The sequence below is a fragment of the Comamonas sp. 7D-2 genome, assembly GCF_022749555.1.
GTDB lineage: Bacteria > Pseudomonadota > Gammaproteobacteria > Burkholderiales > Burkholderiaceae_C > Comamonas > Comamonas thiooxydans.
Genome location: NZ_CP094238.1, coordinates 3,374,612 through 3,397,090 on the forward strand (window position 1 = coordinate 3,374,612; position 22,479 = coordinate 3,397,090).

Sequence of the window (22,479 nt, forward strand, 5' to 3'; positions counted from 1 at the left end):
GCGGGCGCTGCGGGAACAGGCCCGGACGCATCTCGCTGCCTACTTGGCGAACAGCTGGCTCATGTCCTTGAAAGCCTTGAACTCCAGCGCATTGCCGCAGGGGTCGAGCAGGAACATGGTGGCCTGCTCGCCCACCTGGCCCTTGAAGCGGATATAGGGCTCGATGACGAATTCGGTGCCAAAGGACTTGAGGCGCTCGGCCAGGGCTTCCCATTGCGGCCATGCGAGCACGATGCCGAAGTGCGGCACCGGGACGTCGTGGCCGTCGACCGGATTGGTGTGGGCGCTGTCCTGGGAGACAGTCTTGGGATGCTCGTGAATCACCAGTTGGTGGCCGTAGAAGTCGAAGTCCACCCACTGCGTGCTGGAACGCCCCTCGGGCAGGCCGAACACTTCGCCATAGAAACGGCGCGCCGCGGGCAGGTCATACACGGGAATGGCCAAGTGAAAGGGAGACAGGCTCATGGGGAAACTCCGGAAATCGTTATGGGGTCGAGGGAAAAGCCTGCGGGCAAGGCCTGGCTGCGTCGGACCTCGATGTCCGGCGTCGCTACGGGCCCGGACATGCCTGAGACTGCAGCCATCGTAAAAAGCCTTGATGAAAAACAAAATCAATATATTTTTCTCAAATACACAAATAAAATTTATGAATGTTGAAAGAGCTGAACACCTTCATCGCCGTGGCCCGAGAAGGCACCTTCGCCGCGGCGGGCGACCGCATAGGTTTGACGCAAGCCGCCGTCAGCGCGCAAATGCAGCGCCTGGAAAGTGAATTGGGGTTCGCCTTGTTCGACCGCATCGGCCGCACGGCCCGCTTGAACAAGATGGGGCAGCAGGTGCTGCTGCAAGCGCAGGAGCTGCTGCGGCTGTACGCCAACCTGGGTTCTTCGGGACAGGGTCAGCCCGCCAGCATTTCCGTGCAGCTGGGCTCCATCGCATCGCTGCAGCGCTCACTGCTGCCCGATGCGCTGGCCAGACTTCACCAGCAGTTCCCCCAATGCCGCACGCGCATCATCCCCGGCGTGTCGCTGCAGCTGATGAATCTGGTGGATGCGGGCGAGCTGGACATGGCCGCGCTGATACGCCCGCCCTTTGCGCTGCAAAGCGATCTGCGCTGGACGGCGCTGGCGCACGAGCCTTTCCGGCTGCTGGTGCCGCGCGCCACCCGGGGCGACAACTGGGCCGAGCTGCTGGCCAGCCAGCCCTTCATACGTTACGACCGAGCCTCGTTCGGCGGCCGTCAGGTGGATCGCTTCCTGCGCAGCATGCACTTCACGCTGAAGGAAGTGTGCGAAGCCGACGAGCTGGAAGCCATCGTCAAGCTGGTGTCCAACGGCGTGGGCGTGGCCCTGGTTCCCCAGACCGCGGCGCAGCGTCGCTGGCCCACGGCCGTGCGCGCCATCGACCTGGGGGCGCACACCTTCCACCGCGACGTGGGCCTGGTGCATCGCGCAGAGCGGCACCTGAGCGAGCCGGCGCGGGTGCTCATCGCCCTGCTCACCGAGCTTGCCAGGCGCAGCCTGCCGCAGGAGCGCTGATGCGGCTCAATTGAACGGCTACGCTCAGCTTTCGGGAACCAGATTGCTGCCGTAGTCGTAGAGATCGCCCAGAATCTCCTCGCCGCGCTCGTCCACGGATTCCGACAGCGCATCGATCATGGTGAACATCTGCTCCGCCGTGCGCGCCCCGCCCTGTCCTTCGATCAGGCAGGCTGCACGGTGCTGCTCCCAGCGCTGCAGCTCCCCGGCATCGAGCGTCTGAGGGAAATTGCGCGCACGGTAGCGCCAGGCCAGCTCTGTCAGGCGTGCATCGTCAAAGCCGGTCTTGTCCAGCGCCAGCTCCTGGGGCGAGAGGCGCTTGATGCGCTCCAGACGGCGACGGTCCTCATTGCCCACAAAGCCGCCATACAGATCCTGGTCGGCATCCAGCGGCTCGCCCGCCTCGCGCGTGAAGACGGCCTTCCACTGCGCGCTCATATCGGGCAGATCGCGGGCAATCGCCGCATGCTGCATCGCCAGCTCCATGTCCACGCCCCATTTTTCGGCCATCGCGGGACTCAGAGTCTTGAGGCTTCCCACCACCATGGGCGACTTGTTGACGTGGATGCTCTTGATGGGCAGACGGGTCACGCCCTCGGGCAGCTCGGCCTGACGCGTGAACAGGCGCAGGCGCAGCTCTTCGATGCTGATGCCCGAAAGCTCGGCCGGGTCCGCCGCCAGATCCCAGCAGATGACTTCGTTCTTGTTGGTGGGATGGGTGGCCAGCGGCCACATCACGCCCAGACAGCCACGCGCGGGGCTGATCATGCCGGTCACATGCAGAAACGGGCGCGCGTGCTCCTGTGTGGCGGGCAGGCCCATCTCGCGCAGAGCGCCGTCCTTTTTATGCAGACCAAAGGCAAAGTCAAACAGGCGCGGCTGCTTTTCGCGAATCAGTCGGGCCAGAGCAATCGTGGCGCGCACATCACTCAGCGCATCGTGGGCCTGCTCGTGCAACAGTCCATTGGCGCGGGCCAGATCCTCCAACCTGAAGCTGGGCGTACCGTCTTCCTTGGTCGGCCACTGAATGCCTTCGGGACGCAGCGCATAGACCATGCGCACCACGTCGAGCAAATCCCAGCGGCCGCAGCCGTTCTGCCACTCACGCGCATAAGGGTCGATGAGATTGCGCCAGAACATGAAGCGCGTGATCTCGTCGTCGAAACGAATGGTGTTGTAGCCCACGCCCACCGTGCCGGCCTGCGCCAGCTCGGCCTCGATCAGCGCTGCAAACTCATGCTCCGGAACACCCTCCTCCAGCGCCCGCCGGGGCGTGATCCCCGTGATCAGACAGGATTGCGGATCTGGCAGATAGTCATTGGCCGGCTGGCAGTACCACATCACGGGCTCGCCGATTTCGTTGAGCTGGTCATCCGTGCGTATGCCCGCAAACTGCGCGGGACGGTCGTAGCGCGGCTGGGCGCCAAAGGTTTCGTAGTCGTGCCAGAAGAAGGTATGAGCCATGGGCCCGAAGTATGCCTGCGAACCGGCACAGCTTGCGGCTCAGTCCATCAACTTAAAGCCTTTTTGGCCTTTAACGCTTATGGATAAAACGCAAGCAGCTATCAATATGATTGTTTGAGCTGTTCCCATTTCAAACCAAATTTATGCAGAAATTTGTACAGCCGGTCTGCATCGTTGACCAGGCTTTTTTTTTGCTGGCGCACCTGGTCAAATAACTTGCGGCCCGCATCGGACAGCGTGGTCGATGCGCGGCAGACGGTGATGACGGGCTGCAGCTGCAAGCGGTCAAACAGAAAGTGATGACGGCCAACCTGATTGCCACCGTGCGCCAGATGCTTGCCAGGCCTTGCCAGGCCATGTGGAAGTCGTGAACTGCCACCACAACTATGTGCAGAAGGAGCGTCACTTTGGCGAGGATGTGCTCGTCACCCGCAAGGATGCGGTAAGCGCCAGGCGCAGCGAGACGGGCATCATCCCCGGCAGCATGGGCGCGTGCATCTACATCGTGCGCGGCATGGGCAACCCCGAGAGCTTTGAAAGCTGCAGCCACGGCGCGGGCCGCGTGAGGAACCGCACCAAGGCCAAGACGCTGCACTCGGTGGCCGATCAGATCAAGGCCACGGAAGGCATGATCGACGGGATCCCGATGGCCTACAAGGACATCGATGCCGTCATGGCCGCCCAGAAGGAGCTGGTGGAAGTGCACCATACCCTCAGCGTCAAGGGTTGAATGAGACGGGAACATGGACTCACGCCTCATTGCCAGAAAGTAGGTCCATCGTGCAAGCCATTGAACAGAAAGCCATTCCGGGTGCGCACCTGCTATTGGAGGTCATGTGCGCCGCCGCACTCCAACAAAGGCACGATATGACGGTGCTGCTTGCCAGAGAGTCGGGCAAGCCAGGCTGGGGCGTCACCTCGCCCAATAGCAACCAAGACTTGCTCATTTAGCAGGTTGTGCGATAGCGAGCAGAGGATGCAGGCTCTGAAAACGAGTAGGCACAAGAGTTAAGCTCAGCGCCCGAGAAGTGCATATGCTCAAGCCTGGAGCAAGGTGCAAGCAGCGAGTCGGTTTTGTTGGAGAGTTGAATGAATGGTTCCGCAATAGCGGCACTACTACCGGTGATTGCGTTGATCGGTACGGGGTTTGGCTTGGCGCGTGTCGGGCTGGTGCGACAGGCAGCAGTCAAGGACATGTCCAACCTTGTGTTCCTATTGCTTCTGCCTGCACTGCTGTTTCGCACCATGGCTCAGGTCCATGTCGGCGAATTGGATTACCGTCCGATTGGCGTGTATTTCCTATCGGCCATCATCGTATTCGTGACAACGATGCTGGTCTACGGCTTCAACACTCTGGCTGCGGCGCGCGGATTGGCCAGCATGTTCAGCAATGCAGCCATGATCGGCGTACCGCTCGTGGGCCTGGCCTTTGGCGAGCAGGGGCTGGTGACACTGTTCACATTGATCTCGGTGCACGCCCTGGTATTGCTGACGGCCGCGACCATGGTGTTCGAGCTGGCATCCTCCCGTGAACAGCGTGCGGACGACACCCACAACAAACGGTCCATGGGGCGCACTGTCTGGCAGGCAGTGCGTAATAGCGTCATTCACCCCGTGCCTTTGCCGATTCTGGCTGGCCTGCTGTGGTCATTGACAGGCTGGCCTCTGCCAGACGTGCTTGATACCTCACTCAAGATGCTGGGCTCGGCCATGGGCCCCATGGCGTTGCTGCTCGTCGGCATCACGCTGGCCTACACCAGGATCGGAGCTTACTGGCGACCCGCGATGCGCATCACGCTGGTCAAGTCACTGGTGCACCCACTTGTGTTTCTCATCTGCGCCTGGGCACTTCAACTGCGCGGCCCGGCCATGGGGGTGATGCTGATCTGCTCGGCCTTGCCTGTGGGTGCCAACGCACTGCTCTTCACCCAGCGCTACCGGGTTGCCGAGGATGAGGTGGTGGCCAGCATCGCCCTCTCCACACTGCTGGCCCTGGTGACCATGCCGCTGCTGCTGATGCTGCTGCACGTCCTGCATGGGACATAGTCATCAAGATAGTCCTCGGCGCATATCCACCCTGACTCAATCGGAGCTCGGTCTTGCTCTGCCGGCGCATGGCACTCCGGCATTGGCTGAAACATGGCAGTGAACCGGTCAGGAGCCGGCCAGCGAAAGTTGGAGCAGATCTCGACCTGCCCTGAAGAAAAGCTTGGCTTTGGCGTCCGGGCGGCTACGCCAAAGTGCAGGACGGGATGACGCAAATCTGTAGACAGGAAACAGCGCTCATACGGCTCGGCAAGGAGGAAGAAGGCAAGGACTCGGGCTCTGTCGCTCAGAAGCCGCAATCACTCATAAAAAGGTGCCTCTGGAACTTGCAAAAAGTTACAATTTGAGTACATGGACACAAACTGACACGAGCTCTCAAACCGAAGGCATTGGCTGCTAAAGGAGGCGCGCGAAATGGATCGTTTGAAAATTTCCACCCGGCTGACTTTCTCGTTCATGACATTGATGGTGCTGATACTAGTGCTGGGAGGGGTTGCACTTTGGGGGTCGTCGACTCAGCGCTCAGCCCTCACCGACATCACCCAGAAGCAAATCCCGATCATTCGCACTCTGAACACCATCACGGATGGCGCCAATGAACAGGCGATTCAGTTCCGCAACCTCGCGATCTTTTCCACGGAGGCGCTCCAGACCTCGGCACGTGCCATGATTCAGAAGACCCGCACGGAGCTGGCTGCAGAAATGGACTCCCTGGGCAAGCACACTCACTCGGGCCTGGGCCAATCGCTGCTGGAGGAACTGAAGCTGCGCCGTCTGGCCTTCCTCAAATCCGGCGATGAATTTCTTGGACTGATCGATCAGGGCCAAAGAGATGAAGCTCTGAGGCTGCTGGAAACCCAGCTGCGCCCCAACCAGCTCGAATATCAGCGGGTCATCCGCAGCATGCTGGATCACCAGACCCAAAGCTCCGACGTGGCCAGCCAGAAGGCAGAAACTGCTGCCGACAACCTGTTCCAGGAAGTGTTGGCGACAAGTGCAATCGCCATTCTTCTAGCGGTGACCCTTGCCATCACGATCACTCGCTCCATCACCCGCCCCCTGTCCCAGGCCATGGCAGCAGCCGACCGAGTGGCCAGAGGTGATCTCAGCGGCCAGATCACGGTGAAATCTCAGGATGAAACCGGTCAACTGTTGAGTGCGCTGCAAAGCATGCAACACAGCCTCGTAAGCACGGTGTCGGCGGTGCGCGGCAATGCTCAGGGAGTTGCTTCGGGCAGCGCTCAGATCGCCATGGGCAATAACGACCTATCCAGCCGCACAGAAGAGCAAGCAAGTGCTCTTGAGCAAACTGCTGCGTCCATGGAACAGTTGAGTGCTACGGTCAAACAGAATGCCGACAACGCACGCCAGGCCAATCAGATGGCAGTGAATGCATCCTCTGTGGCTACACAGGGTGGTGAAGTGGTCGCCGAGGTAGTGGAGACCATGAAGAGCATCAATGAAAGCAGCCACAAGATTTCCGACATCATCGGTGTTATTGATGGCATCGCTTTCCAGACCAATATTCTGGCTTTGAATGCCGCCGTCGAAGCTGCCCGCGCCGGCGAGCAAGGACGAGGCTTTGCAGTGGTGGCAAGCGAAGTACGGGCTCTGGCTGGACGCTCGGCTGAGGCCGCCAAGGAGATCAAGCAGCTCATTACCACCAGTGTCCAGCGTGTGGAGCAGGGTTCCTTGCTCGTGGACAAAGCTGGCGAGACCATGACCGGTGTGGTCACAGCCATTCGGCGCGTCACCGATATCATGGGTGAAATCAGCGCTGCCAGCCATGAGCAAAGCTCGGGCATGGCCCAGATTGGGGAAGCCGTCACCCAAATGGATCAAACCACGCAGCAGAACGCAGCCTTGGTCGAGGAAATGGCCGCCGCAGCCAGCAGCTTGCACAACCAAGCACAGTCGCTGGTCGAAGCGGTGGCAGTCTTCAAGTTGTCAGAGCACGAGCAACATGCCTCTGCCGCAATGCAGGCAGCGTCGGTCAACCCGACAAAAACGGCCACAGTGGCAAAGGTATCGGAGTCGCCTCCAAAGCCCCTCATGGCCACCAAATCCCCTGTGCTGCGTCGCCCGGTTGCTATCGCTGGAACACAGCAGGCCACGAATAAGAATGGCGATGACTGGGAAACTTTTTGAGGGAGCTTCCGAGCGGATCCGTGAGCAAAGGCGGTGAGGCGTCAAGTCTGCCGCTTTTTGAACCTATCGGTGTCGTTGCATAACTCAGTGCTTTGCAGCAGATATGCGTAGACGATGAGCGACTCCACACACCAGGACCTGCTGCCAGCGGCTCCTTGGGAGCATTACAACGGCCGGCCCTACGTGATGCCCGCCAGTCATCATCTCTGACAGCAACTCTGTTTTTATTCGAGACGATGACAGATAGGGATTCAGGGGGAAGCGCCTCCCCGCACTAAAGCAGACATCCAAGTACTCGCATATCCCGCCGGCTGCGGCGGTACTTCGCAGTTCACAGATTGCCATCATGGCCAGTTGGCTCGGGGTCCGGCTGGTCGCTCCACGCAAGGTGCAAGTTACGCGTTTCACGGAACGTGCACAGACGTTTTACAGTTCCACCCGAGCTTCGCGCCGTACGGCCTGTGGCGGCATGCCGAAGCCACGCAGGAAGGCTTCGCGCATATGGCGCCGGTCACGAAAACCTGTCTCCCGAGCAATCACCTCCAGCGGATGCCGACTGCTTTCAATCATCAGCCGCGCGGCTTCTAGCCGAAGGCCCTCCACGGCTTTGGCGGGGGACTGGCCCGTCTCGGCCGTGAACACCCGGCTGAACTGGCGCGGACTCAAGCTGGCAGCCTCGGCCAGCTCTTCCACACTCAGTGCTTGAGAAAGGTTGCGCCGTGCATGCTCCAACGCCTGCTGGATACGGTCTGACTTGGGTGCCAGCTTGAGCATCTCCGAATGCTGTGACTGTCCTCCCGAGCGGCGCTGGTGCATGACCAAGCGATGTGCAACCGACCGTGCAACCTTCGCGCCCAGATCTTTTTCCACCAGCGCTAACGCCAGGTCGATCTCCGCTGTCATACCGGCAGAGGTCCAGATCGGTCCGTCGGCGATGTATATGCGGTCGGCCTCAATCTGCGCCTGTGGGTGGCGCTGCTGCAAGGCCTCGGCCCAATACCAGTGTGTGGTGGCGCGGCGCCCGTCAAGCAGGCCCGCGTCGCCCAGCAGGAAAGCGCCCGTGCACAGACCAGCCACGCGCCGCGCGGATACCGCCACCTTGCTAAGTAACCGGATCAGTTCCGGTGCCGGAGCGACGTCCCTTGGAGTGAGGTTGCCCGCAACCAGCCAGGTGTCTGCCCTGCTGTGTGCGGTGAGGGGCTTCGCCTGCAATGCAAGCCCTGCCGAAGCTCGGGCCGTACCACTCATCGCATAGGTCTCCACCTCATAAAAGGGCTTCTCCACCATCAGGTTGGCGAGTTCGAACACCGCCTGGGTAGCCAGCGCCATGACTTGGAAGCCTTCCGGCAGCATGTAACCGATGCGGTGCATAAGAAACGTCCTTTCCAATGTCCTTTTTCATGACTATATACGTCATTTACGACAAACCCCGCACATCGCACCATTCATGCCATGGACAACATCCGTCAACCTCAAGGAGTTTCACCATGGCACAAACCCATCTCGGTACCGCCCTCATTACTGGGGCATCCAGCGGCATCGGTGCGCTATATGCAGAAAAGCTCGCTCAGCGTGGCTATGACCTGATCCTGGTCGCCCGCAATCGCGAACAGCTGAACGCGCTGGCGAGCAGCATCAGCACACGCACCGGCCGTGCGGTAGAAGTCCTGCCGACCGACCTGAACGACCGCAATGAACTGGCACGCGTGGAAGAGCAATTGCGCACGGACGCCAGCATCACCTTGCTGGTCAACAACGCGGGCATGGGTACACATACGCCCTTGCTGCACAGCAACGTTGAACAGATGACCCGCATGGTCGATCTGAATGCCACGGTGCCCATGCGGCTGGCCTATGCGGCGGCTCCTGGCTTCGTGGCTCGTGGACGTGGAGCGATCATCAACATTGCGTCCATCGTCGCTATCTCCCCTGAGACCCTGAATGGCGTCTACGGTGCCAGCAAGGCTTTTGTACTGGCCTTCAGTCAGGCGCTGCAGCATGAGTTGACTGACAAAGGTGTTCGGGTGCAGGCAGTGTTGCCTGGTGCTACGGCCACGGACTTCTGGGCCATCGGTGGATTGCCGGTAGAGAACCTGGATGCAAGCATCGTGATGAGCGCCGAAGACCTCGTCGATGCAGCACTGCTGGGGTTTGAGCGAGGAGAAAAGGTCTCCATCCCCTCGCTGCATGCTGGCGAGAAGTGGGATGCCTATGAGGCCGCCCGCCGAGCTATGGCAGGCCAGTTGTCCAGCAACATCGTTGCCCAGCGCTACGCCACCGCGCACTGACTATCGCAAGGAGCCTAAGTCATGAAAGCCGTTATTGCAGCTTATGCGCGCTCGCCATTCCAATTCGCCCGCAAAGGCCGCCTCGCCGAAGTGCGGCCGGACACGCTGGCAGCCCAGGTCGTACAGGGTTTGTTGAAGCGCTCGGACCTCGATCCTGCACTATTGGAGGATGTGATCCTCGGCTGCGCCTACCCCGAGGCCTCGCAAGGCAACAATCTGGCGCGTATCGTCGGCCTGCTGGCCGACCTGCCCGAAACCGTGGGCGGCATGACCGTGAACCGGTTTTGCGGCTCGTCGATGCAGGCCGTGCATATCGCCGCAGCGCAGATCGAGGCCGGCATGGGCGACGCCTTCCTCTGTGTGGGCGTGGAGTCCATGACGATGGTTCCGCAGGGCGGCTTCAACTTCTCCCCGAACCCGCTGTTGCAGGCAAATACCGACGCCTATATTTCAATGGGCGAAACGGCGGAAAACGTGGCGCAGAGATGGGGTGTAAACCGCGCCGACCAGGAGTTGCTGGCACTGCAATCCCATCTGAAAGCCGCCGCTGCCCGCGACCAGGGTCTGCTGGTCGATGAAATCGTGCCTATTCTTTTACCGGGCGGAGAGCTGCTGGATGCCGACGGCTGCATACGCCCGGCCACCACACTGGAGGCCCTGGCCGGGCTCAAGCCCGCCTTCAGGCCTGATGGCGCGGTCACGGCGGGCACATCGTCGCCGTTGACCGACGGTGCTGCGGCCGTGCTGGTCACCCGAGACGATTTTGCCGAACGCCATGGTCTGCAGGCACTGGCGCGCATCCGCAGCTTCGCGACCGTGGGAGTGGACCCAGCGATCATGGGCATAGGCCCGATCCCTGCCACGCGCAAGGCGCTGGCCCGTGCAGGTCTCACTGTGGCCGATCTGGATGTGGTTGAGATCAACGAAGCTTTTGCGTCGCAGGCGCTAGCCTGCATTCGAGATCTCGGCCTGGACATGGCGACCGTGAATATTGACGGCGGCGGGCTGGCGATCGGTCATCCACTGGGGGCCACTGGTGCGCGCATCACAGGCAAGGCAGCTGCCTTGCTTGCACGACGGCAGGGACGATATGCCCTGGCCACCCAATGCATCGGCGGTGGGCAAGGGATTGCTACGGTACTTGAGAGACCGTGAGCTCGTATCGACAGAGACCAAGACTTCAACTCCACTCAAGGAAACCGTGATGCTCCGTAGCACCGAAACCCTGGACAGTCTGCTTGAACGCCAGCGCGGTACACTGCCCGATACCTTTGGCGCGCGGCCGCTGGCACTTGCCGAAGGCCGCATGACCATGGAGCTGACTATTGCGCCGTGGATGATGGCTCCCAATGGCTTTCTACATGCCGCCACTCAGGTGATGCTGGCCGACACCTGCGCCGGCTATGCGACCCTGGCGCATCTACCGGAGGGTGCAAAAGGATTCACGACACTGGAGCTGAAATCCAACTTCCTTGGTACTGCGAAGCAAGGAATCTTGCGCGTGGAGGCCGTGGCCGAACATCTGGGAAGGACAACGCAGGTGTGGTCGGCCACCTTGTTCGATGACAAGGGGCGCAGGCTATCGCTATTCCGTTGCTCGCAGATCGTGCTCTGGTGACTGGGCCCTTGCCGCGCTTGAGTCAGCAGCCTGAAAACATCTGACAGAAATCGATGGCACCCTGAGCGCGGGCGGAGCTCGGATACCGCACAGCGCGCAGGTCAGGCTTTCGCCATGACCTGCGATCCGCGCCAACAGCGCCCCCCCTGTGCGAAAGTCAGCCGAGCCGACGCACAAGACGCGCCCCCGAACTCGCAGGAACCAGAATACCTGCACCGTACGTTCCGGCAGCTATGCGCTCAACGCGAGCTCCGCCATGAGTTTCACGCTGGGGCTGCGGCTCTATGGCGGTACACAAAATCTCTTGGCACTTCCCGCCGCTTCATGAAGCGCAGCCATGCGCCGCTGCTGTGCCACGATTTCCACCCGACCGGTGGCGCCGAACTCGAGACCGTGATCGGCGACACCAGAGGCATGCTGCCATCCTTTACTTCAACGAGGCGCGGGGGGCGTGAGCTAGCTTGCCTCGATCAGGCCCATCAGGACCTGACCCACATCGGCCTCCACCTTGAAAGCCAGCAATGCATCGGCCCTTGTCACGCCTTGATTGATGGCCACGATGGACTTGCCCTGCTCATGCGCTGCCAGCGCAAATCGGTAACCCGAATAGACCATCAATGAAGAGCCGGCGATCAGCACGGCGTCGGCCCTGGCCACAGCCGCCATGCAGGTCTGCACGCGTTCACTCGGCACGGTCTCGCCAAAGAACACCACATCGGGCTTGATCAGGCCCGTCCCGCAATGTGGGCAGGCCGGCACGACAAAGCGGCTGAAGTCCTGGTTTTCCAGATCGGCGTCGCCATCGGGCGCCGGCGCTGCATACAGTTCAACCCAGGTCGGGTTCAGCGCCAGCAGCCGCTGCTGCAGATCGGCGCGGGCAGAGCGCTTGTCGCAGTCCATGCAGCGCACGGTGTCGATACGCCCGTGCAGGTCCACGATGTTCAGGCTGCCGGCCGCATCATGCAGGCCATCGACATTCTGGGTGATCAGCAACTCCAGCCGGCCTTGCTGCTCCAGTCGCGCCAGTGCCTGATGGGCGGAGCCGGGCCGCGCCTGCCCCATCACGCGCCAGCCCAGCATGGAACGCGCCCAGTAGCGCTGACGCACCAGCACATCGCCCATGAAGGCCTGATAGGTCACGGGCTGGGGGCGCTTCCACTGTCCGTTGCGGTCACGATAGTCAGGGATGCCGACTTCGGTGCTGCAGCCGGCGCCACCAATGACCACCACACGCGGATGCGCATGCAGCCAGTCTTGCAGGCGCCACAGCGCCAGAGCATCCACACAATGGTTCAAGGTTTCACTCATTACAGCAGCGGCGATGTCAATCGGGCCACGGAACCAACCAGCCGTCGCCGCAGACCTTTTTCGCTGCGATATTGCACCATTCGAGCCTGGCCCAGGTCAGCCTCGAACTGCGCAGCGATGGCCTGATTCAGCTCTGGCCCGTAGCCAATCACACAGACCTCGTAGTTGAGGAAAAAGCTGCGATAGTCAAAATTGGCCGTGCCGATCATCGCCATATTGTCATCGACCACCAAGGTCTTGGAGTGCAGCATGCTAGCCGCATATTCATAGATATGCACTCCACAGCGAATCAGCTCGTCAAAATAGGAGCGCGCAGCGGCCGTCACCAATAGCGAATCAGACTTCTTCGGCACCAGAATGCGGACCTCCACACCGCGCAGTGCAGCATTGGTGAGAGCCGTCAGCGCGCCTTCGGTCGGCACAAAGTAAGGCGTGGTCAGCAAGATGCGTTGCTGTGCCGCGTTGATGGCCGCCAGATAGGAGCGGTAGATGGCGTCCAGTTGGTCGTCAGGCCCCGAGGTCACGACCTGCATGGGGATGGGGCCGTCTTCGCAATCAGGCAGCAGATCGTCAAGATCGTTGGGCAGCCGGTGCGGATCGTCGCTGCGGGTGTAGGCCCAGTCCTCGAGAAACACTGTCTGCAGCCAGTTGACGACGGAGCCTTCGACCCGGATATGCACGTCATGATAAGCATCGTCACAAATGCGCTCGTTCTCTTCATCGGTGACGTTCACGCCACCCGTAAAGCCCACTTTTCCATCGCAGACCAGAATCTTGCGGTGGGTACGGAAGTTGACCACGGGTCGCAGCCGACGCCCTATCTTGGCATCGTGAAAGCGCAGCACCTCGGCCCCGGCCTGCTGCAGCGGCTCCAGAAACTTTCGCCCCAGCTTCTTGGAACCCAGGGCGTCCACCAGCAAACGCACCTGCACGCCTGCACGTGCTTTCTCGATCAGCAAATCACGCAAAGCCGTGCCGGTCTGATCAGGCTCGTAGATGTAGTACTCCAGATGCACATGGTGGCGTGCTGCGCTCACGGCATCGGCAATCGCATCAAAGGTCGCCGCGCCACCCACCAGCAACTGCATGGAAGTGGCCGTGCTTACCGGAAAATCGCTGGTCATGCCAACCAGCCGTGCCACCTGACGCAGGCGCTCCTGCTGGGCCGGAATGCGTTCCCTGAGTTTTTGCATGCTGTTGCGCACACGCGAACGCTTGCGCGAGCGCAGCCGCTTGATACGCTGGCGCTTCATGCGTTGCGGACCGAAGTAGTAATAGACCAGCAGACCCACCACAGGTAACGCTGCCATGGACAACAGCCAGCTCAGCGTGGCAATCGGCTGGCTGCGCTGCAGCAAAATCCAGATGCCTACCACGACGACATACAGCGACCAGCCCACGGACAGCCAGAGCTTGACGCTCTCGTGGCTCAGCTGCATTGCTATCCAGTCCAATTGCACACTCCTGTTGTTCGAGGAACCATCACCACCATGCCCTCGCAGTATGGCAGCGGCATGGCAGACTGCGGCGACCCGCCTGCCCGGGGGAAACACCCTCCAGCAGGCGCCATGCTTTTGTACCGCGCTACAAAGAGTATATTGATACGCATGATTTCCGAACTCATCACGACTCTGGCCCAGGCACGCAAGGCCGCCCGCATCACCCAGGCCGATCTGGCCGAACGTGCCGGCCTGTCACGCATGGCCGTACAACGCACTGAAACCGGCGACGTAGACCCGCGCTTTTCCACTCTGCAGGAAATGGCCCGTGTGCTGAATATGGAGCTGATTGCCGTGCCGGCCGAGCTGCACGCCCAGGTGCTGGCACTGATTCAGCCTCAGACCGGCCAGACGGCTGCAACCGACCGCATCGCCAGTCCGGTGACCGGCCAGGATTCGCAATGAAGTCTTACGTATTGTTAACTTGAGAACCCTGTTTGCTCGGCAACAATGGCCCGAGGTTTTTTTTGCGCGACATTCAGAGGTTTGAGAGATGGCGATTCACAACTGGGATTACGCACCAGAGGCACTGGAGGTACAGGTCAGCGAATTGTTGCTGGCCACGGCAGATCGAAGCGACGAACTGGTCGATGAAAGCGTGCGCCTGGTCCTGCAGGAGCTGCGCCAGCACCTCAATATGGAGGTGATTTTTGTCTCCGAGATCCGCAACGGCCAGCGCATGTTCCAGCATGTCGATACCGCCCCTGGCAAGGAATTGATTGCCACTGGCGGCGGCGGCCCCCTGGAAGAGTCGTTTTGCCGGTGCGTGCTCGACGGCATACTGCCCGGCCTGGTCCAGGATGCGACCAGCCACCCTGCCTTTGCCAAGCTGCCTGCAACTCCTTTTCGCGTGGGCGCCCATCTGAGCACGCCCATCGTGCTGGCCAGCGGCAAGGTCTACGGCACGCTGTGCTGCTTCAGCCAGGCGGCCGATGAAAGCCTGACGGCCAAGGACCTGCAAAAACTCGAATGCGTGGCCAGGATCACGGCCAGGCGAATCGATATCAAGCAGGCCCGGCAGCTCCAGCCGGCCGAAGAAAAGCGCACGCCTTGCGGCCCGGCTTCTCCCGGAAAGCTCTGAAAACCAGCTCTCCGGGAAAAAGCTGCGTCAGTTCACCGCCACGCAGACCTGGCGCTGCTCGCCCAGCCCATCGGCACCCAGCCGCACCACATCGCCGGGCTTGAGAAAGACGGGCTCCGGCTTTTGTCCCAGACCCACGCCCGCAGGCGTTCCAGTGAGAATCACATCGCCGGCCTCCAGCGTCATGAACTGGCTGATATAGCTGATGATCTCGGGCACGCCAAAGATGAAATTGCTGGTATTGCTGCTTTGCATGCGCTGGCCGTTCACTTCCAGCCACAGGCCCACGCGATGCGGATCGGCAATTTCGTCGGCCGTCACCAGCCAGGGGCCCAGCGGCGCAAACGTGTCATGGCTCTTGCCCTTGGTCCAGGTGCCGCCACGCTCCAATTGCCAGCCGCGCTCGGACACATCGTTGGCCAACAGATAGCCGGCCACATGGGACAGAGCCTGCGCCTCGGTCACGCGCCGCGCGCGGCTGCCGATGACAACGCCCAGCTCCACCTCCCAGTCGACCTTGTCCGCGCCCTGCGGAATCTGCACCGCATCGCCAGGACCGCAGATCGCCGTCACGGCCTTCATGAACAGCACGGGTTCGGCCGGCGCTGGCAGTCCGGCCTCGGCCGCGTGGTCAGCATAGTTGAGGCCCGCACAGACCAGCTTGCCCACCTGTGCCACGGGGCAGCCCAGGCGTGGCCTTCCGTCAACCTTGGGCAAACGGCTCCAGTCCGTATGCCGTATGCGCTCCAGCGCATCGGGACCTAGCTGGCCCGGGCCCCAATCGGGCACCAGGGCCGATGCATCACGCAGCACGCCGTCGGCGTCCAGCACGCCCGGGCGCTCCGCACCCGCGCTGCCATAGCGAAGCAGTTTCACGATGGTTGTCTCCTTATGAATCGGTCAGTGTCGCCCTCTAAGGCCTTCATCATGCAATATCGAACAGGCGGCCCCAGCCCTTGACGGCGGAAGGATCACGCCCGGCCGCGCGCAGCATGCCCCAGACCGTGGTACTCACGGTATCGAGCAGCGGCACGCCCCAACGGCGCTCCACCTCTTCGGCCAGGTGCGCAGCGCGCAAATTGGTGCAGTAAGTCACGACGGCGTCAGGTTTGCCTTCTTCGATCACGTTGCCGATGAGTTGCAGCAGTTGCTCGGGCTCCACCAGCGCAAAGCTGTGGTTGACCGAGATGTCCAGATGGCGCTCTGCCGCGGTCTCGACGCCTGCGGCGCGGTAGTTGTTGACGATGCATTGCTGCACGTCCGCCGTGTACGGGCTGACGATGGCCAGCTTCTTCACGGAGAGCTTTTCCATCAGCTCATTGAGTGCCAGGATGGCCGTCGTGGCCTTGATGCCGGTGCGCTCGGTAATACGCTCGCACAGCCGCATGTCGGTCTCAAAGCCGCGCCATCCTGCAGCCGTGCCGCTCCAGCCGATCACATCCACCTTGGCATCGGCCAGCAGCTCGGCGGCGGCCAGGATCTTGCTGTCGTCAAACTGGTTCAGTGCCCCCTCGGCCAGCGAAATCTCAGTCACCGTGAAGCGCGAAAAATGGGCCGAGCAGTTGCCGGCACTGGCAGCCAGCGCGCTGGTCAGAGGCTCCAGCGCGGTGTTGGAAGAAGGCGTGAGCACGCCCAGGCATGTCGTAGTTGCAGTCATCTTGCTTGTCTCCGTTGTATGGCCAACCGGCAAACCGGTTGGCCGGCATTGTTCACCTCACCCGAACAAACGTCAACAATATTGTTGACAATAAATCAAAGTTCAATCACTCAAAGTTATCTATCAAGAAAGTCTTCACTTCGTCACCGCCTTTCGCCTCACAGCATATTTCAGAGAAAAATTCCCAAATAGGTGTTTACGATATTGTCGACATTTAGATTTCGACCTCACATCGAACAACCAACCAACCGATGGAGCGAGACCCGAGATGCAAAACCCAACCACACTTGCCGCGCCACAGGCGGCGGCAGCGCCGACCAAGGTGCGCTGGAAGATCTTCCTGATGATGCTTTTCCTGATCGCGGTCAATTACATTGACCGCGCATCGCTGTCCGTGGCCATGCCCATGATCGCCAAGGAGTTCGATCTCAGCCCTGCCGTTCAGGGCCTGCTGATGAGCTCCTTCTTCTGGACCTATGCCTTCATGCAGATTCCCGGCGGCATGCTGGCCGACCGTTTCGGCCCACGCGTGGTCATCGTCTGCTCCACCCTGGGTTGGGGCTTCTTCCAGGCCATCGCCGCAGCTTGCACCGGCTGGGTGTCGCTGCTGATCACCCGTCTGGGTCTGGGCGCCTCCGAGGCCCCCATCTACCCCGCAGGCGGCAAGCTCAACGGCATCTAGATGACCCAGAACGAACGCGGCCGCGGCGCCACACTGCTGGACGGTGGCGCACCTCTGGGTGCCGCCTTGGGTGCGCTGATCATCGCCGGCCTGCTGACCCACTTCGACTCCTGGCGCGTGTCCTTCGTCGTCGCGGGCGTTGGCACCATGATCGCGGGTGTCTTTGCCTGGTGGTATATACGCAACCATCCCCGTGAGCACGCAGGCGTCAATGAAGCCGAAGCTGCCTTCATCGAGGAAGCACATGCCGCCGACCTCGCCGCCGAGCCCGCCCATGCCAGCGGCAAGGTGATGGACTTCTTCAAGTACCGCTCGGTATGGGGCATGTTCTTCGGCTGGATGTGCTTCAACGCGTTGTTCTACGGCCTGCTGACCTGGATGCCCACCTACCTGTCCAAGGTGCATGGCATGGACATCAAGCAGATGGGCGGCGCCGTGTTCATCATGTTCTTCTCCGGCTTCGTCGGTGAGATGGTCGGCGGCTGGATTGCCGACAAGTGGAAGGCTGCGGGCGCTTCGCAAGCCAAGGTGCTGCGCACGCTGTTCGGTATCGCCTCGATCATCGCCACCATCGCCATCTACAACGTGGCCCGCTTCAAGGACCCCGTGACCATCGTGATCCTGCTGTCGGTAACGCTGTTCTTCCTGCGCTGGTGCGGTCTGTTCTGGTGCGTTCCTTCCATTCTGGGCACCCGCAAGCGCGTCGGCTTCCTGGGTGGCGTCATGAACCTGGGCGGCAACTTCGCCGGCATCGGCGTACCCATTCTGGTGGGCGTGATCGTGCAGGCCACCGGCTCCTACGACATGGCCATGATGCTCTTCGCTGCTGCGGGCGCAGGCCTCTTCGTCTGCTCGTCGATCGTGATCGACTACAGCAAGAAGATCCCGGTCTAAGTACCGCCCCCGCCTCGCCTGGACACTTTGATGGAGAACCCCATGCCCTTGCCCACACGCCGAGCCTTGGCCCTGACCTGCGCCACGGCCATCGCCTCAACCCTGAGCGCATATGCCGCCACGCCAGCCAGCCGCAACTCTGTCGCCGTCCAGGCGAGTCCCGATTTCCCTGCTGCCGCCCCCGAGTCCGTAGGCGTGGATTCGCGCCCTCTGGTGCAGTTGTCCGAGATGATCCGCAAGGAAAACCTCGACGTGCGCAGCTTTCTCGTCGTCAAGGACGGCAAGCTGATCTATGAGCGCTACAGCCAGGGCCTGACGCGCAACCACAACTACGAGCTGTACTCCATCACCAAGAACGTGACGGCCCTGGCCGCCGGCGTTCTGGTGGACGAGGGCCGCAGCAAGCTCGACGAGAAAGTGGCGCCCATCCTGGCCAGGGCCCGCCCCGACCTCCAGGACGCCTTCTCCGACAAGCAATCCATCGAACTGCGGCATGTGCTGTCCATGTCCACGGGCCTGGTCTATAACTTCAAGCCCACCGACGACCCCATCTACTACGGCGCCCCCGATCGTCTCAAGCTGGCGGCCGAAACTACGCCCAAGGTAACACCCGGCACGAGCTTCGACTACACCGACGTCAACCCCATCCTGGCCAGCGCCACGCTGGGAGCCGACGCCGGTATGCCACTGCAGGACTTTGCGAAGGAGAGACTCTTCAAGCCTATGGGCATGAGCCATTACGCCTGGGAGCGGGCTGACGACAAAGGCCTGGTCTCCTCCGGCTGGGGGCTGCGCCTGCGCGCCGTGGACATGGCCAAGCTAGGCCAGCTGGTGCTGACTGGCGGCCGCTGGGACGGCAAGCAGATCGTCTCCCAGGCCTGGGTCCGCACCATGACCGCGCCCGCCTCGGCGCCATGGTATGGCTATTACTGGTGGATCAACGACATCGTCGCCACCGAGCCCGAAACCCACGCCATGGGCTTCAAGGGCCAGTTCATTGTGGTATTGCCCGAGCGCAATGCCGTGGTGGTCATGACCAGCATGCTGCCCATCGAAGGCGGCCTGCGCGAATCCCGGAACGTGCTGGCCATCCGCCGCATGATCAATGACTACGTGCTGCCCGCGCTGAGCAACCAGGCCCATGCCAAACCCACGCCCGTCCGCCACAAGGCGTTGGCGCGCGAACTCGAACTCGCATCACAACACCAGGGCAAGTCCGGAGCACCGGCAGACCCTACCGACACCCCGAAACTCTGATATTCAGCATGAAATCCAGCGAATTTGATCTCGTAGTGCGCAATGCGCGCGTTGCCACCGCCAGCGACATCTTTGAATCCGATATAGCCATCCGCGACGGCAAGATTGTCCAGCTGGGCGCCAACCTGCCCGCCGGCGCCCGCGAATATGACGCTGCCGGCCGCGTGGTCACGCCCGGCGGCATCGACGCCCACTGCCACCTGGACCAACCCATGGAACCGCCGGTGCGCATGGCCGACAACTTCGACAGCGGCACGCGCGCCGCGGCCTGCGGCGGCACCACCACCGTGATTCCGTTCGCGGCCCAGGCCAAGGGCCAGTCGCTACGCGCGGCCGTGGAGGACTACCACCGCCGCGCCGACGGCAAGGCCCACGTGGACTACGGTTTCCACATGATCGTCAGCGACCCCACGCCCGAAGTACTGGAAAACGAACTACCCGCGCTGATCCGCGAAGGCTATACATCCTTCAAGATCTACATGACCTATGACGATCTGAAGCTCGATGACGGCCAGATCCTCGACGTGCTGGACGTGGCTCGCAAATACGATGCCACGGCCATGATCCATGCCGAGAATGCCGACTGCATCCAGTGGCTGACCAAGCGCCTGGAAGCCAGCGGCCGCAAGGCCCCTCGCTATCACGCAGTCTCGCGCCCCATGTTAGTGGAGCGCGAAGCCACCCACCGCGCCATTGCCCTGTCCGAGTTGGCCGACGTGCCCATTCTCATCGTCCACGTGTCGGGCCGCGAAGCCGTGGAGCAGATCCGCTGGGCCCGCTCCCACGGCATGAACATCATGGCCGAAACCTGCCCGCAATACCTGTTCCTCAGCGCCGAGGATCTGGGCATAGACGACAGTTACCAGGGCGCCAAGTGCGTGTGCAGCCCACCGCCGCGCGATCAGGCCAACCAGGAAGTGATCTGGAACGGGCTGAACGACGGCCTGTTCACCGTGTTCTCCTCGGACCATGCGCCGTTCAACTACGATTCACCCGAAGGCAAGAAGCCCAATGGCGAGGAGGTGTCCTTTGGTCACATTCCCAACGGTATTCCTGGCATCGAGACCCGCCTGTCGCTGCTCTACACGCATGGTGTGCTGACGGGCCGCATGACACTCAACCGCTTCGTGGAGCTGACCTCCACCAACCCGGCCAAGGTCTACGGCCTGCATCCGCGCAAGGGCAGCATTGCCATCGGCGCCGATGCCGACCTCGTGGTCTGGCAGGAAGGCGAACGCGCCATCAGCAACCGCGATCTGCACCACAACGTGGACTACACGCCCTATGAAGGCCAGCAGCTCAAGGCCTGGCCCTGCCTCACTCTGTCTGCGGGACAGGTGGTCTGGGACGGCGAGCAATTCCACGCCCGCGCCGGCAGCGGCCGCTTCCTGCAGCGCGGCGCGCCCACACTGCTGCCCAAGCGCCACCAGGCCCGCTTCTGAAACTTCAGCACGAACACACCATGAAACTGCTCATCATCAACCCCAATATCTCCGAGAGCGTCACCGCGCTCATCGAGAAAGAGGCCAGGCTGGCCGCCGCGCCAGACACGGAAATCACCATGCTGACAGCCTCCATGGGGGTGGCCTATATCGAGACACGCTTCGAGGCCATGATTGCCGCCTACGCCGTGGCCGAGTTGGCCGCAACCCATGCCGCACAGCATGACGCCGTCATCGTGGCGGCCTTTGGCGATCCGGGCCTCGAAGGCCTGCGCGAGGCGCTGGACATCCCCGTGCTGGGCATGACCGAGTCCGCGCTCATGAGCGCCTGCATGCTGGGCAAACGCTTTTCCATCATCGCCATCTCCAGGCGCATTACCGCCTGGTACCGAGATATGGTCGAGCGCAACGGACTCATAGACCGACTGGCCAGCATTCGCTGCCTGGACGAGCCACTGCGAGATATCGGAAGTGTGCAGGATGACCATGCAGCACGCCTGCAGGCCTTGTGCGAAGCAGCGGTCAGCGAAGATGGCGCCGATGTACTGATCATTGCCGGCGCCCCGCTGGCGGGCCTGGCACGCTCCATCAAGCAGAGTTTGCCGGTGCCAGCCGTCGATGGCGTCTCCAGCGCCGTCAACCATGCGCAGAGCCTGGTCTCGCTGGCTCCCGCTGCAGCACGCGCCGGCAGCTTTGCCAAACCACCACGCAAGGACTTCAAGAACCTCCCCCCGGGGCTCACCCAGCTATTGAAGCAACTGCCCTGAACACTCTGCGGGATAACCTCAATCGGGACGTTCGAAGCCGACATGCCGTGTGACACTAGAATTCACCGGCATGTCGACAAAACACACTACAAAAGTGAACAATCGAAGCAACACATCTCGATCTGAAATTACCGTGGATGAAATGGCAGCCCGCATTGCCACAGCCATCCATGAGCACCGCCTGCTGCCGGGAACCAAGCTCGGCGAAGACAGGCTGGCCAATATCTTCAACACCAGCCGGGCTCGCGTGCGCGAGGTCCTTGCCCGCATGGCCCGCGACCAGATGGTGGAGCTGTTCCCGCAGCGCGGAGCCTTTGTCGCCAAGCCCAGCATCGAGCAGGCGCTGGACGTCTTCGAAGCGCGCCGGCTGATAGAGCCGGGCATCGTGCGTCGCCTCGTCCTGAACATGGACAACAGCAAGATCCGTCGCCTGCAGACCCATTTGAAGCAGGAGCGCGAAGCACGTGCCAATTCCGACAAGCGAGCCACGGTTCGCCTGTCCGGCGAATTTCATGTACTGCTTGCCGAACTGGCCGGCAACTCCGCGCTGCTGCGCAGCATGCGTGAACTGTCCACGTTGACCTGCCTGACGATCTCGCTGTATGAATCGGCTGTCAACACCTGCTGTCTGGTGGACGAGCACGAGGCCGTGGTTGATGCCATCGTCGCGGGCAATGGCGAGCTGGCAGAGCAGCTGATGCTCAGCCACCTGGACCACATACAGGGCAGCCTGCGCCTGGAGGCCGATGCCGACGACGCTGATCTGGAGCAGATCCTGGGCGACCTCTGA

20 protein-coding genes and 2 pseudogenes are annotated in these 22,479 nt (G+C 61.6%); 14 read left to right on the forward strand and 8 right to left on the reverse strand.

The genetic code is table 11. From position 1 onward, the window contains the following. Nucleotides 1-39: 39 nt before the first annotated feature. The gene (locus MPZ60_RS15600) at nucleotides 40-465 is read right to left on the reverse strand and encodes a VOC family protein (RefSeq protein ID WP_034358420.1); all 426 of its coding nucleotides are present in this window, start codon (nucleotides 463-465) and stop codon (nucleotides 40-42) included. 185 nt (nucleotides 466-650) lie between these two features. Between MPZ60_RS15600 and MPZ60_RS15605 the strand changes: the two genes are divergently transcribed. Then, nucleotides 651-1,538: a LysR substrate-binding domain-containing protein gene (locus tag MPZ60_RS15605; RefSeq protein ID WP_034358422.1), complete on the forward strand. Its 888-nt coding sequence runs from the start codon at nucleotides 651-653 to the stop codon at nucleotides 1,536-1,538. A 24-nt stretch (nucleotides 1,539-1,562) separates the two neighbouring features. On the opposite strand, the gene sbcB is transcribed toward MPZ60_RS15605, so the two are convergent. Both sbcB and MPZ60_RS15615 read right to left on the reverse strand, forming a co-directional pair. Then, nucleotides 1,563-3,002 carry an exodeoxyribonuclease I gene (sbcB, locus tag MPZ60_RS15610; RefSeq protein WP_034358424.1) on the reverse strand — a complete coding sequence of 480 codons (1,440 nt, stop codon included), beginning with the start codon at nucleotides 3,000-3,002 and terminating at the stop codon, nucleotides 1,563-1,565. 101 nt (nucleotides 3,003-3,103) lie between these two features. Beyond that, complete coding sequence (locus MPZ60_RS15615) at nucleotides 3,104-3,283, reverse strand: hypothetical protein (protein ID WP_034358426.1); 180 nt, start codon at nucleotides 3,281-3,283, stop codon at nucleotides 3,104-3,106. A 9-nt stretch (nucleotides 3,284-3,292) separates the two neighbouring features. Between MPZ60_RS15615 and MPZ60_RS15620 the strand changes: the two are divergent. The 3 genes and pseudogenes from MPZ60_RS15620 to MPZ60_RS15630 all read left to right on the forward strand — a co-directional run. Beyond that, nucleotides 3,293-3,732: pseudogene (locus MPZ60_RS15620) on the forward strand (RtcB family protein); the annotation flags it as partial. 359 nt (nucleotides 3,733-4,091) lie between these two features. Next, a complete protein-coding gene (locus tag MPZ60_RS15625; RefSeq protein WP_034358431.1) occupies nucleotides 4,092-5,048 on the forward strand; it encodes an AEC family transporter in 957 nt (318 codons plus the stop codon). 414 nt (nucleotides 5,049-5,462) lie between these two features. Further along, nucleotides 5,463-7,196 carry a methyl-accepting chemotaxis protein gene (locus MPZ60_RS15630; protein WP_034358433.1) on the forward strand — a complete coding sequence of 578 codons (1,734 nt, stop codon included), beginning with the start codon at nucleotides 5,463-5,465 and terminating at the stop codon, nucleotides 7,194-7,196. A gap of 426 nt (nucleotides 7,197-7,622) precedes the next feature. Here the strand turns inward: MPZ60_RS15630 and MPZ60_RS15635 are convergent, their stop codons facing one another. Beyond that, nucleotides 7,623-8,567 carry a GlxA family transcriptional regulator gene (locus tag MPZ60_RS15635; RefSeq protein WP_034358435.1) on the reverse strand — a complete coding sequence of 315 codons (945 nt, stop codon included), beginning with the start codon at nucleotides 8,565-8,567 and terminating at the stop codon, nucleotides 7,623-7,625. Nucleotides 8,568-8,683: 116 nt separating this feature from the next. Between MPZ60_RS15635 and MPZ60_RS15640 the strand changes: the two genes are divergently transcribed. Genes MPZ60_RS15640 through MPZ60_RS15650 form a run of 3 tightly spaced genes read left to right on the forward strand, consistent with a single transcriptional unit; the run spans nucleotide 8,684 to nucleotide 11,102 of the window. Continuing rightward, nucleotides 8,684-9,484 (forward strand): SDR family oxidoreductase, encoded by an 801-nt coding sequence (locus tag MPZ60_RS15640; protein ID WP_034358437.1) that lies wholly within the window; start codon nucleotides 8,684-8,686, stop codon nucleotides 9,482-9,484. A gap of 21 nt (nucleotides 9,485-9,505) precedes the next feature. After that, nucleotides 9,506-10,639, forward strand: coding sequence for a thiolase family protein (locus MPZ60_RS15645; RefSeq protein ID WP_034358439.1), 1,134 nt, complete (start codon nucleotides 9,506-9,508; stop codon nucleotides 10,637-10,639). A gap of 49 nt (nucleotides 10,640-10,688) precedes the next feature. After that, entirely contained in the window at nucleotides 10,689-11,102 is a 414-nt protein-coding gene (locus MPZ60_RS15650; protein WP_034358441.1) for a PaaI family thioesterase, read from the forward strand. Nucleotides 11,103-11,558: 456 nt separating this feature from the next. On the opposite strand, the gene MPZ60_RS15655 is transcribed toward MPZ60_RS15650, so the two are convergent. Then, a complete protein-coding gene (locus MPZ60_RS15655) occupies nucleotides 11,559-12,410 on the reverse strand; it encodes an NAD-dependent protein deacetylase (protein WP_034358443.1) in 852 nt (283 codons plus the stop codon). After that, nucleotides 12,410-13,849 (reverse strand): cardiolipin synthase, encoded by a 1,440-nt coding sequence (gene cls, locus MPZ60_RS15660; RefSeq protein ID WP_034358446.1) that lies wholly within the window; start codon nucleotides 13,847-13,849, stop codon nucleotides 12,410-12,412. Before cls ends, MPZ60_RS15655 begins: the two co-directional genes overlap by 1 nt. 168 nt (nucleotides 13,850-14,017) lie before the next feature. On the opposite strand from cls, the gene MPZ60_RS15665 reads away from it, so the two are divergent. Together MPZ60_RS15665 and MPZ60_RS15670 are read left to right on the forward strand one after the other, a co-directional pair. Next, complete coding sequence (locus MPZ60_RS15665; protein WP_034358448.1) at nucleotides 14,018-14,314, forward strand: helix-turn-helix transcriptional regulator; 297 nt, start codon at nucleotides 14,018-14,020, stop codon at nucleotides 14,312-14,314. 88 nt (nucleotides 14,315-14,402) lie between these two features. After that, nucleotides 14,403-14,990 carry a GAF domain-containing protein gene (locus tag MPZ60_RS15670; RefSeq protein ID WP_034358451.1) on the forward strand — a complete coding sequence of 196 codons (588 nt, stop codon included), beginning with the start codon at nucleotides 14,403-14,405 and terminating at the stop codon, nucleotides 14,988-14,990. A gap of 27 nt (nucleotides 14,991-15,017) precedes the next feature. On the opposite strand, the gene MPZ60_RS15675 is transcribed toward MPZ60_RS15670, so the two are convergent. Both MPZ60_RS15675 and MPZ60_RS15680 read right to left on the reverse strand, forming a co-directional pair. Beyond that, nucleotides 15,018-15,866, reverse strand: coding sequence for a fumarylacetoacetate hydrolase family protein (locus MPZ60_RS15675; protein WP_034358453.1), 849 nt, complete (start codon nucleotides 15,864-15,866; stop codon nucleotides 15,018-15,020). Nucleotides 15,867-15,915: 49 nt separating this feature from the next. Beyond that, a complete protein-coding gene (locus tag MPZ60_RS15680; RefSeq protein WP_034358456.1) occupies nucleotides 15,916-16,647 on the reverse strand; it encodes an aspartate/glutamate racemase family protein in 732 nt (243 codons plus the stop codon). A gap of 268 nt (nucleotides 16,648-16,915) precedes the next feature. Here MPZ60_RS15680 and MPZ60_RS15685 point away from each other — a divergent pair. The 5 genes and pseudogenes from MPZ60_RS15685 (at nucleotide 16,916) to MPZ60_RS15705 (ending at nucleotide 22,479) form a co-directional block, all read left to right on the forward strand. Beyond that, nucleotides 16,916-18,223, forward strand: a pseudogene (locus MPZ60_RS15685) (MFS transporter). Nucleotides 18,224-18,253: 30 nt separating this feature from the next. Further along, nucleotides 18,254-19,480: a serine hydrolase gene (locus tag MPZ60_RS15690; protein WP_080746243.1), complete on the forward strand. Its 1,227-nt coding sequence runs from the start codon at nucleotides 18,254-18,256 to the stop codon at nucleotides 19,478-19,480. Between the two features lie 8 nt (nucleotides 19,481-19,488). After that, nucleotides 19,489-20,922 (forward strand): dihydropyrimidinase, encoded by a 1,434-nt coding sequence (gene hydA, locus MPZ60_RS15695; RefSeq protein ID WP_034358459.1) that lies wholly within the window; start codon nucleotides 19,489-19,491, stop codon nucleotides 20,920-20,922. A gap of 20 nt (nucleotides 20,923-20,942) precedes the next feature. Beyond that, nucleotides 20,943-21,689, forward strand: a complete 747-nt coding sequence (locus MPZ60_RS15700) for an aspartate/glutamate racemase family protein (RefSeq protein ID WP_034358461.1) — start codon at nucleotides 20,943-20,945, stop codon at nucleotides 21,687-21,689. Between the two features lie 142 nt (nucleotides 21,690-21,831). Further along, nucleotides 21,832-22,479: a GntR family transcriptional regulator gene (locus tag MPZ60_RS15705; RefSeq protein ID WP_034358464.1), complete on the forward strand. Its 648-nt coding sequence runs from the start codon at nucleotides 21,832-21,834 to the stop codon at nucleotides 22,477-22,479.

Bases quoted from the DNA above. Each gene is read 5' to 3' on its own strand.
- cls (WP_034358446.1), bottom strand. From the start codon at position 13,849: ATGCAGCTGAGCCACGAGAGCGTCAAGCTCTGGCTGTCCGTGGGCTGG.
- MPZ60_RS15645 (WP_034358439.1), top strand. From the start codon at position 9,506: ATGAAAGCCGTTATTGCAGCTTATGCGCGCTCGCCATTCCAATTCGCC.
- MPZ60_RS15665 (WP_034358448.1), top strand. From the start codon at position 14,018: ATGATTTCCGAACTCATCACGACTCTGGCCCAGGCACGCAAGGCCGCC.
- MPZ60_RS15640 (WP_034358437.1), top strand. From the start codon at position 8,684: ATGGCACAAACCCATCTCGGTACCGCCCTCATTACTGGGGCATCCAGC.
- MPZ60_RS15635 (WP_034358435.1), bottom strand. From the start codon at position 8,567: ATGCACCGCATCGGTTACATGCTGCCGGAAGGCTTCCAAGTCATGGCG.
- MPZ60_RS15680 (WP_034358456.1), bottom strand. From the start codon at position 16,647: ATGACTGCAACTACGACATGCCTGGGCGTGCTCACGCCTTCTTCCAAC.
- MPZ60_RS15655 (WP_034358443.1), bottom strand. From the start codon at position 12,410: ATGAGTGAAACCTTGAACCATTGTGTGGATGCTCTGGCGCTGTGGCGC.
- sbcB (WP_034358424.1), bottom strand. From the start codon at position 3,002: ATGGCTCATACCTTCTTCTGGCACGACTACGAAACCTTTGGCGCCCAG.
- hydA (WP_034358459.1), top strand. From the start codon at position 19,489: ATGAAATCCAGCGAATTTGATCTCGTAGTGCGCAATGCGCGCGTTGCC.
- MPZ60_RS15705 (WP_034358464.1), top strand. From the start codon at position 21,832: ATGGCAGCCCGCATTGCCACAGCCATCCATGAGCACCGCCTGCTGCCG.
- MPZ60_RS15650 (WP_034358441.1), top strand. From the start codon at position 10,689: ATGCTCCGTAGCACCGAAACCCTGGACAGTCTGCTTGAACGCCAGCGC.
- MPZ60_RS15600 (WP_034358420.1), bottom strand. From the start codon at position 465: ATGAGCCTGTCTCCCTTTCACTTGGCCATTCCCGTGTATGACCTGCCC.
- MPZ60_RS15700 (WP_034358461.1), top strand. From the start codon at position 20,943: ATGAAACTGCTCATCATCAACCCCAATATCTCCGAGAGCGTCACCGCG.
- MPZ60_RS15625 (WP_034358431.1), top strand. From the start codon at position 4,092: ATGAATGGTTCCGCAATAGCGGCACTACTACCGGTGATTGCGTTGATC.
- MPZ60_RS15670 (WP_034358451.1), top strand. From the start codon at position 14,403: ATGGCGATTCACAACTGGGATTACGCACCAGAGGCACTGGAGGTACAG.
- MPZ60_RS15630 (WP_034358433.1), top strand. From the start codon at position 5,463: ATGGATCGTTTGAAAATTTCCACCCGGCTGACTTTCTCGTTCATGACA.
- MPZ60_RS15690 (WP_080746243.1), top strand. From the start codon at position 18,254: ATGGAGAACCCCATGCCCTTGCCCACACGCCGAGCCTTGGCCCTGACC.
- MPZ60_RS15605 (WP_034358422.1), top strand. From the start codon at position 651: ATGTTGAAAGAGCTGAACACCTTCATCGCCGTGGCCCGAGAAGGCACC.